At 53.8% G+C, this 8,729-nt stretch carries 6 protein-coding genes; 4 read left to right on the top strand and 2 right to left on the bottom strand.

Features of this window, described 5'->3' with window-relative positions; genetic code table 11:
• Positions 1-86 precede the first annotated feature (86 nt).
• Complete coding sequence (gene htpG, locus AC5DDB_RS26235) at positions 87-1,991, bottom strand: molecular chaperone HtpG (RefSeq protein WP_491742725.1); 1,905 nt, start codon at positions 1,989-1,991, stop codon at positions 87-89.
• Between the two features lie 291 nt (positions 1,992-2,282).
• The gene (locus AC5DDB_RS26230; protein WP_491742724.1) at positions 2,283-4,565 is read right to left on the bottom strand and encodes a glycoside hydrolase family 2 protein; all 2,283 of its coding nucleotides are present in this window, start codon (positions 4,563-4,565) and stop codon (positions 2,283-2,285) included.
• A gap of 242 nt (positions 4,566-4,807) precedes the next feature.
• On the opposite strand from AC5DDB_RS26230, the gene AC5DDB_RS26225 reads away from it, so the two are divergent.
• The 4 genes from AC5DDB_RS26225 to AC5DDB_RS26210 are packed head-to-tail and all read left to right on the top strand — an operon-like array spanning position 4,808 to position 8,705.
• A complete protein-coding gene (locus tag AC5DDB_RS26225; protein WP_491742728.1) occupies positions 4,808-5,773 on the top strand; it encodes an AAA family ATPase in 966 nt (321 codons plus the stop codon).
• Positions 5,774-5,775: 2 nt separating this feature from the next.
• Positions 5,776-6,090 (top strand): hypothetical protein, encoded by a 315-nt coding sequence (locus AC5DDB_RS26220; RefSeq protein WP_491742723.1) that lies wholly within the window; start codon positions 5,776-5,778, stop codon positions 6,088-6,090.
• A gap of 50 nt (positions 6,091-6,140) precedes the next feature.
• Complete coding sequence (locus AC5DDB_RS26215; RefSeq protein WP_491742722.1) at positions 6,141-6,806, top strand: Uma2 family endonuclease; 666 nt, start codon at positions 6,141-6,143, stop codon at positions 6,804-6,806.
• Between the two features lie 12 nt (positions 6,807-6,818).
• The gene (locus AC5DDB_RS26210) at positions 6,819-8,705 is read left to right on the top strand and encodes a hypothetical protein (protein ID WP_491742721.1); all 1,887 of its coding nucleotides are present in this window, start codon (positions 6,819-6,821) and stop codon (positions 8,703-8,705) included.
• Positions 8,706-8,729 lie beyond the last annotated feature (24 nt).

The raw sequence follows: 8,729 nt of genomic DNA, 5'->3' as shown, positions 1-8,729 counted from the left end.
AAAATGTGGAACAAAACACCAAACACAACTTGAAACGCAAGACAGTCGCTACTCAAACTAACCCAGCCTACCCAAGTAGCGAAAAACTAGGTCACGATTGGCGAACGTTTCTGGGCGAGTTCTTGCATGAATTGTTCGGTGCGATTGACTAGGGTTTCGGTGTCAGGGGCTAGTCCTTCGAGGAGTAGGGCGTTGGCGTAGAGTTGTTTTGCGCAGTCACGGATGAAGTTGTCGTGGTCGGCGTTGGATGACAAACCACTAAGGCGTTCGATCAGCGGGCTATGCGGATTGACTTCGAAGATGCGTTTGCCCATCGTGAAGTCGCGGTTGGCCATCTGCATGACCTTCTGCATTTGCGTGCTCATCGAACCGGCGGGGTTGACCAAACACACTGGCGAATTCGTGAGCCGTTTGGATTGCTTGACTTCTTGCACTTGATCGCCGAGGGCATCGCGGAAAAGTGTCAGCACTTTTTCGAAGCCGGAGGGAACTTCTTCGTCCTTCTTGTCTTCCGTTTTCTCTTCGTTCTCCGCTTTCTCGTCTTCGGGCAGATCGACGTCGGCGGCATCGATGCTCGTCAGCGGATGCTCTTTGTAGGTCGCGAGGTGCGACAGGGCCAACTCGTCCATCGGGTCGGTGAGGTACAGCACTTCGATGTTCTTCTTGTGGAAGACTTCCAAATTCGGATTCTTCTGCAAACTAGCGAGGTCTGGGCCACCGAGGAAATAGATTTTCTTCTGATCGTCGTTCGCTCGTTCGAGGTATTCGTCCAAGCTGGTGGTTTCGTCCATAGTCGTGTGTGACGAACGGAATCGCAGCAGCCCGCCGATTTTCTCGCGGTTTTCGAAATCAATCCCCACACCTTCCCGCAGAATCGGGCCGAACTCGTTATAGAACGTGCGGTAGTCGTCCGCGTTTTCACTGGCCAATGTGCTAAGGTGATCGAGGACTTTCTTCACCAGAACTTTGCGGATGCGACGGAAGATGGTGTTGTCTTGCAGCGATTCCCGCGAGACGTTCAACGGCAAATCGGTGGAATCGACCAAGCCGTAGAGGAACCGCATGTACTCCGGCAGCAAATCGCGGTTGTTGTCTTCGACGAGAATCCGCTTCGCACATAGGTGCAATCCGTGTTCGTTCCGACCGAAGCCGAGCTTCTCGAAGCTGTTTCGCGGGCAATACAAAATCGCATTGAATTGGATCGGCGAATCAGCCGAGAGGTGCAAATGCCACAGCGGGGTTTCTTCGGTGTGATGTGAGAGGTGCTGATAGAATTTCGTGTAGTCGTCGTCGGTGAGGTTCGATTTCGGCTCGACCCAAATCGGGCGTTGGTCGTTGAGGGTTTCGTCCCCGAGTTTGATTGCGTGGGGCACGAATGTGGAGTACTTGCGGACGATGTATTTCAGTCGGGCGTTTTTGGTGAAGTCGGTGTACTCGTCGCCTTCTTTGAGGTGCAGCCGAATTTGTGTGCCCCGATCAAGACCGTCCACCGGTTCAATCGTGAAGCTGCCGGAACCGTCGGATTCCCAGCGGTAGCCCTGTTCGTCTTTGTAACTCCGCGTGAGGACTTCCACCTCGTTGGACAACATAAACGCGGAATAGAACCCAACGCCGAATTGGCCAATCAAGTGGGAATCTGCTTGTTTTCCAGAGGCGGCAAGCTGCTGGAAGAATTCAAGCGTGCCGCTATGAGCGATCGTGCCGAGGTTCTCGATTAGCTCCTCTTTAGTCATCCCGATGCCGTTGTCGCGGATGGTCAAAATCCGTTTTTCTTCGTCGGGTTCCAGGCGAATCGCGAGTTCCTCGTCACTTCGTTGCGAGTCGTCCGTGAGCATGACGTGTCGCATTTTGTCGAGTGCGTCGGAGGCATTCGAGATCAACTCGCGGAGTGTAATTTCACGGTTCTGATACAACGATTCCGAGAGCAAACTGAGAAGACGATTGATCTCGGCTTGGAAGGCATATTGTTGTTTTTCTACGGTTTCCGACATCTTGAACATTCCTCAAATTGCTATGACGATGGATTCTGATCGCACGAATTGACGTGACGACTCCGTGAATATTTGCGACTTGGTGACCGATAAATAGCCACCACTAAATAGCCACCACGGAAGCACGGGAAAACACGGAGGTCTTAAAAAAGCAACATTTTTCGCTGGTCAAAGCCGTGTTGCGAGCTTTTTTCTCTAATTTAGCGAGTGAATCCTATCTGACAACCGGCAAAATTCACGGGTGATCCATGACGGACCAGACCAGGGAACACCGCGGGAATCGGGATTTGTTTACTCGTCCGACTCAAACAAGATCTGGTGCCATTTGGCGAGTTCGTCGGCGGAGATTTTGATGACTTTGCGGTCATATGTCAGGAGGCCATTGATTTCGCCTTCGACGTCGGTCGTCTGAGTGTAGACAGCTCCGGCGATTCCCGATTGACGAAGATCGTTCAGCATCTTCAATGAATGGTTGTAGCGTTCTTTATATTCATCAATCGTCTTTGGCAGTCCGCCGTAACCCCAATTGCGACGGTCGGCATCCCAGATGTGTTCCGGGACGGGGAAACCGTGTCCGCCGAATTCGCCGACGACTTTGATGTAATCATCGAATCGGCCACCTTGACCCAGGTTAAACGGGAACGCCGGGTGTGGGTAAGAGTGCTCATCGACGATGTCCCCCGCTGGCCAGAAGTTACCGCCACTGGCGACGTTCACCAATCGACTCGGATCACGACTGGCGGTCCATTGCCCAACTTCGACGGTCTTGTGCTGTCCCCAGGCTTCGTTGAACGGCACCCACACCACGATCGAGGGATGATTTTCGAGGGCATCGATCATCCATTCCAGTTCGGCCATGAATTGATGATGTTGTTTGGCGGGCCATGCGGAATCGGTGGGGTCCGGTTGTAATCGGGTCCATTTGGGCCAATTCTTTCCTCCACTGACTTGGTCTTGCCAGACCATCATGCCGAGCCGGTCGCAATGGTAGTAGTAGCGTCGCGGTTCGACTTTGATGTGCTTGCGGATCATGTTGAAACCCGCCTGCTTGAGCCATTCGATATCGAACAGCATGGCTTCGTCCGACGGCGGTGTGAGCAACCCATCCGGCCACCAACCTTGATCGAGTGGTCCCCAGTGGAAAATGACGTCGCCATTGAGTGTGAATCGCAAGTTGCCGTCGGCGTCGAGCGTTTTTCCCACCGTGCGAATGCCCGCGTAGGAGCGAACTTTGTCGATCACTTCGCCACGTGCAGTCAGCAAGGACAGTTCCAAATCGTAGAGATGCGGTGAGGTAGGTGACCACAGTTTCGGATCAGAAATCGCAATGAGGAAGGTTTTCGCGCTGCTGCCTTTGGAATCAAACTTCAGGTTCGTGCCATCGACGATCCGCAGTCGAAGTTGCGTGTCGGCCCGGTTACCTTCAATCTCGGCGGCGACTTCGATCGAACCATTTTTGGCGTCCGTTTGGATTTTGATATCGCCAATGTAAGTTTTTGGAACTTCCTCCAACCACACGGTTTGCCAAATCCCGGATACTTGCGTGTACCAGATTCCGTGGGCATTAAGAACTTGCTTGCCCCGGAGTTGCCATTCCTCGGTGTCGTCCTCGACTCTTACGACAAGCTCGTTTTCGCCGTCCTTCACAGCTTCCGAGATATCGAAGGAAAACGGGGTGTTGCCGCCGATGTGCTTACCGACGCTTTGGCCATTCACGAAAACTTCGCAACGGTAGTCGACCGCTTCGAAATTGAGCAATTGGCGTTTCGTCTGGGATTTTTTACATGGAAACTGCCGGCGATACCACAGTGCTTCAGAGGCATCGAGCAATCGCTGCACGCCACCGAGTTTGGATTCTAAGCAGAACGGGACGAGGATTTTTCCGGCCCACTCGCTTGGCATTTCGTTCTGTTCAGCCGTGGTGATTGCATAGTCCCAGTGGCCGTTGAGGTTGGTCCAGTTCTCCCGTTGCATTTGCGGGCGGGGGTATTCGGTCCAAGCGTTTTCAGGCGTGAGTTCCTCGCCCCATTTCGTGATGAGTTCGGATTCAAATGGTTTCGTGCTGCGTTTGGGTTGCGGAAGTTCTGGAACATTCTCGGCATCGACCAGATGCACATCGATGAACTGTCCGCCGCCGGTTTGCCGACAGTGAACCGCCATCACGTTTTTGCCCTCGCGAAGCACATTACGCTGATCTTTCGTCAACGGCACAACTTTGTATTCAGTGATGTACCCGTCAAACGACTCGATATGCTCGCCGTTAATGAAGATCTGCGCGTTTTCGTCGTGATGAATCAGCAACGCAGGTTTGGCGGGAATTTCTTTGAGTTCGAACGTCTTTCGGAGCCAAATGTTATTCGTCGACCAGACGGTCCCGATTCGTGCGGCGGGTGTGCCAACGGTCCCAAACCCCCCGGTCCCGTCTTTCCAAGCGGAATCGTTGAACGCAACGGCCCGCCAACTGTCGACCGGTCGGCGAACGGTGTATTTCCAGTCATCGACAATTTCCTGAGCCTCCGCCGTCAACGAGACGAACAGGACGCTGAGCAAGGAAAAGACGCTGATTCGGCGCATGGTCGTGGTCCTTGGGGTGTGGTTAAAGCCGGCGAACCGCCCATTTGAGGGTTCTAATCGTGGGGGTCCTCTCAGTTACCCTCAGTGAAGCATTTGCATCCGCGGAATACAACCTTCAACTCCTCTCCTGTCGAATGGTCGCAGCTCGGTGTATAATCTCCATCACGACAGTTCTTGGACACATACGCCCAGGTTGATGGGTGTCGAACTTTCTGCAACTCTTTGGAAACTACAGCGGAATCATGGCGGAAACAGTCGATATTGATGGGGTCAGCCTCCATTTGGCCGGGCCGGATGCGTCTGAAGGAGAGTGGATTGGCCAGCGGGAAGTGCTCAAGCAAGTGCTCGCATGCTGGTTGGTTCTCGATGAGAAGGATTTGCCGCTCTCTCCAAGATTGGTCGGCACACCGGGAATTGGGAAGACGACATTGGCGATTGCTGCCGCCCGGACTCGGCAACAGTCGTTGTACATCTACCAATGCACAGCCGATACGCGTCCCGAGGATTTGCTGGTCACGCCGGTCTTAGGCGAGCAGGGGACGATTAAGTATCACGCGTCGCCATTGGTCTCTGCGATGATCAAAGGCGGAATTTGCCTTCTCGACGAAGGCAACCGCATGAACGAAAAGAGTTGGGCAAGTCTGGCTCCTCTGCTCGATCATCGACGGTATGTCGAAAGCATCATCGCGGGCGTCACGATCTCTGCTCATCCGGACTTCCGCTGTGCCGTCACGATGAACGAAGACGAAAGCACCTACGAAATCCCCGATTACATCCTGAGTCGTCTACAACCGACGCTGACATTGGGACATCCCAACCGCGTCGATGAACTGGCGATTCTGCAATATCACCTGCCGTTCGCCGAAGAAGATATGCTCAATCTGACGGTGGAGTTCTTGCAGGAATCGCACGACTTGAAGCTTGACTTCTCGACTCGCGACGGCATCAACGTGCTGCGATACGCCATGAAACGCATCGCCGCCGACCCCGATCACCCGCTGAGCAAAGACGAAGCCTGGCGCGAGGCGTTGAAAACATGTCTCGGCGAAGATGCATTGGACTTGAATTCCCTGGCCGACAAAAAGAACCAGACTCTCGGTGGCAACGTGGTGCCAATGGGCCTGGGCGATTTCTTCTTCTCCCCCGACAACCCCCTCCACCCCGATTACGAAGACGATGAAGACGACGAGGATGACGACGAGTACTAACGATGTCTGCTAAGAACTTGGAAGAACTGAAACCTGCGATTGAAATGGCATGTCAGCCTCAGAATGCTCACCGCATTTTGGCCGGACGTCAGCAAGTTTTGGCATTTCCGAAGACTTGGGTTATTGAGAATATTGAAGAAGTCGCCACCGAAGTTCTCGACCTCAATGACTATTGGGAATATCGGCGGCTCTTGGAATTGGTGGAAACGTTATCGTCTGACGTTCTAAGACGACTCGTTGCAATCGGTCTGATTTCGGACGATTCCGACGTCCGAGAAGCGGCGGAAGATTATCAAGCGAGCAGGACAGGTTCGTAATTATGGCGACGATCGTTTTCGAGAATGGAGAACCAAGAACGGAACCGGTGATGTTGCGTTCCGATGTCGTCATTCCTCCAGGCATCGAAACGCTGGCCGACTTCCGAGCCTGGGCATTGTCGGACAATTTCCCGCAGAGGGGGCGTATCGACTACATTCAAGGTTGCATCGAGGTCGACATGTCTCCTGAAGATTTCTTCATGCACGGCACACCGAAGACTGAGATCATCGCGGTTCTGGCATATCGGAATCGACAACTCAAACTTGGCTATTTACTTTCCGATCAGACACGCATCTCAAATGCTTCAGCTGATTTGTCCGCAGAGCCGGACGTGATTTTTTTTTCGAAAGAAACCCTACAATTAGGCCGAGCGAGATTGGTACCGAAGGTCACGGAGGAGGATGATCGGTACGTGGAAGTCGAGGGTATGGCAGATCTCGTCGTCGAGATCGTCAGCGACAGTTCGGAAAACAAAGATCGACGTCGTTTGCCACGAGAGTATTTTACTGCCGGGGTTCGAGAATTCTGGTTGATCGATGTGCGTCGGCCGGACATCCAGTTTCAAATTCACAGTCGCGGCGACAAAAACTTTGAACCGATGGCAGTCGATGCGGACGGCTTCCAAACTTCCGCAGTGATGGGATGCCGATTCCGTTTCGAACGCACTCGTGACGAAAGCAACTATCCCCAATACACACTGATCGAATCTCCCTAGGTGCCCCCCGTAATGTCATCGGATTTTTTGAAGTTTAGTGATAAGATCACCGTGTTGCCGATCATTCATGGCAGCGGGGATTTTGCGATTGAAGTGCGGCGGGTGATGTTGTCGCAATCGTTTGATTGCCTCGCCGTTCCGTTGCCGCCATCGTTCCAAGCGGATGTCGAACGGGCGATTGCGTTTCTGCCCGGAATTACGGCTGTCATTCAACCAGAACCGGGGACGTTCCAATCCACCGATTGGACGCCGGACAGCGAAGACGATGACGACGACAGCGACGAATCCGGTGCATGCAGTTATGTACCGATCGATCCCTGTCAGGGGGTGATTGCGGCACTGCGAATCGCCTTGCAGGAACGGATGCACCGCGCGTTTATCGACTTGGAAACCGCTGAGTTCCGCCCAATCGAAGCCAGTCTGCCAGACCCATACGCCGTCAAACGGACTGCCGCCGACAAGTTCGCTGCCGCGTTGCTGCCAGCCATTCCACCACTCCCGCCCGGCCAACCGATCGATCGCGTTCGCATGATGGCCCAGCGACTTCGCGAACTCGAAGCCGAGTATTCGTCAATTCTTTTCGTCTGCTCGATCATGGATTGGCCATGGATCAAAGACGCCTACTTCGAGCAAGCGAAACCGTCGCAGGATGACGCAGCCGTCGAAGAAACGCAGATTCTCACTTGTGATCCGCAAACGCTCACGTTTCTGCTTGGCGAATTACCTTATGTCACCGGGTTGTACGAACGTGCCCGATTCGAGTTGGAGAACGACGAAAACCTGTCAATTGACGGCGTCAAAGAGATGGTGCTAGCTGGTCGGGATCGGTATCAAACGGAACTCGGGTCGCGAGCGCGAAAGATCTCTCCCAAGCTGCTGAGCACCTATTTTCAGTATGTGCGGAACTTGGCATTGGTCGAACGCCGAATGACACCGGATTTGTACACGCTGATCGTGGCGGCTCAACAAATCGGGGGCGATCAGTTCGCGATTCATCTGATGGAGACCGCCTACGATTACCCCTACGTCGACTTGATGCCCTTCCCGACGTTCAAGATGGGCACGGGGCAGTCACAGCTCCCGAGCGGTGATCTGGTCGACATGAAGAATCGGTTGCCCGGACAGGCGCGGCATTGGCGGAGTTGCCAACTCAATCCACTCCCGCCGAAACCGCAGCAGCAGCAATGGAAGATGGGTTGGAACCCGTTTGGCCAATGCAGTTGGCCTTCCGAAGATGTGGCGATCGAAAAGTTTCGCACGCATGTGAAAGACACGGCACTGGCGATCATGGGCAACGACCTTGCCCGGACGGAAAAATTTTCGGCCAGTATGAAAGACGGTCTCGATATCCGGGAAACGCTCCGGAATTGGCACACCGGCGATCTGTACGTCAGAGTACAGCCGCCTGCAAAAGGGAGTTTGGACTGCGTGATTATGCTGTTCGATTCCCCCGCCGATCCGCGGGATTATCCCTGGCGAATCACGTGGCATGCGGAACATCACGATGAATCGACATTGGCGTTGTTCGCGTCGAACTTTCACGAGGAAATGGTCGGCCCTGGCATCGCCCTTTCAACTTACGGTGGAGCGATGTTCCTGTTTCCGCCCCGACCCATCGAAGACGTTTGGCAGGATCGTCGGTTTAACTTCGCCGATACCCTCGAAGAAAGAATCATCGCCGCCGGCTGCTACCACTCCAACTACAAGCATGTCGCGGTATTAAGTCACCAAGCCCCGGGAGCCGGTTGGCGACGACTCGCGAAACAGTACGGCCGCAAACTCGTGCATATTCCGCTGGGGCGGTTCAGTCAGGAAATGATTCAACAGCTCCGCATGTTCCACGTTCTCAACGGCAAACACGTCCGCAGTTACGCTGCCCACTTCATCCGGAAAGCCTAAGTGTTGGTATGTTCCAGATGCAAA

The organism is Thalassoroseus sp., assembly GCF_984380535.1.
This window is presented reverse-complemented; position numbering and strand designations above follow the sequence as displayed.

What these genes read in the sequence shown, in the direction of transcription:
- AC5DDB_RS26220 (WP_491742723.1), top strand. Translation starts at nt 5,776, where the DNA reads ATGTCTGCTAAGAACTTGGAAGAACTGAAACCTGCGATTGAAATGGCA.
- AC5DDB_RS26210 (WP_491742721.1), top strand. Translation starts at nt 6,819, where the DNA reads ATGTCATCGGATTTTTTGAAGTTTAGTGATAAGATCACCGTGTTGCCG.
- AC5DDB_RS26230 (WP_491742724.1), bottom strand. Translation starts at nt 4,565, where the DNA reads ATGCGCCGAATCAGCGTCTTTTCCTTGCTCAGCGTCCTGTTCGTCTCG.
- AC5DDB_RS26225 (WP_491742728.1), top strand. Translation starts at nt 4,808, where the DNA reads ATGGCGGAAACAGTCGATATTGATGGGGTCAGCCTCCATTTGGCCGGG.
- AC5DDB_RS26215 (WP_491742722.1), top strand. Translation starts at nt 6,141, where the DNA reads ATGTTGCGTTCCGATGTCGTCATTCCTCCAGGCATCGAAACGCTGGCC.
- htpG (WP_491742725.1), bottom strand. Translation starts at nt 1,991, where the DNA reads ATGTCGGAAACCGTAGAAAAACAACAATATGCCTTCCAAGCCGAGATC.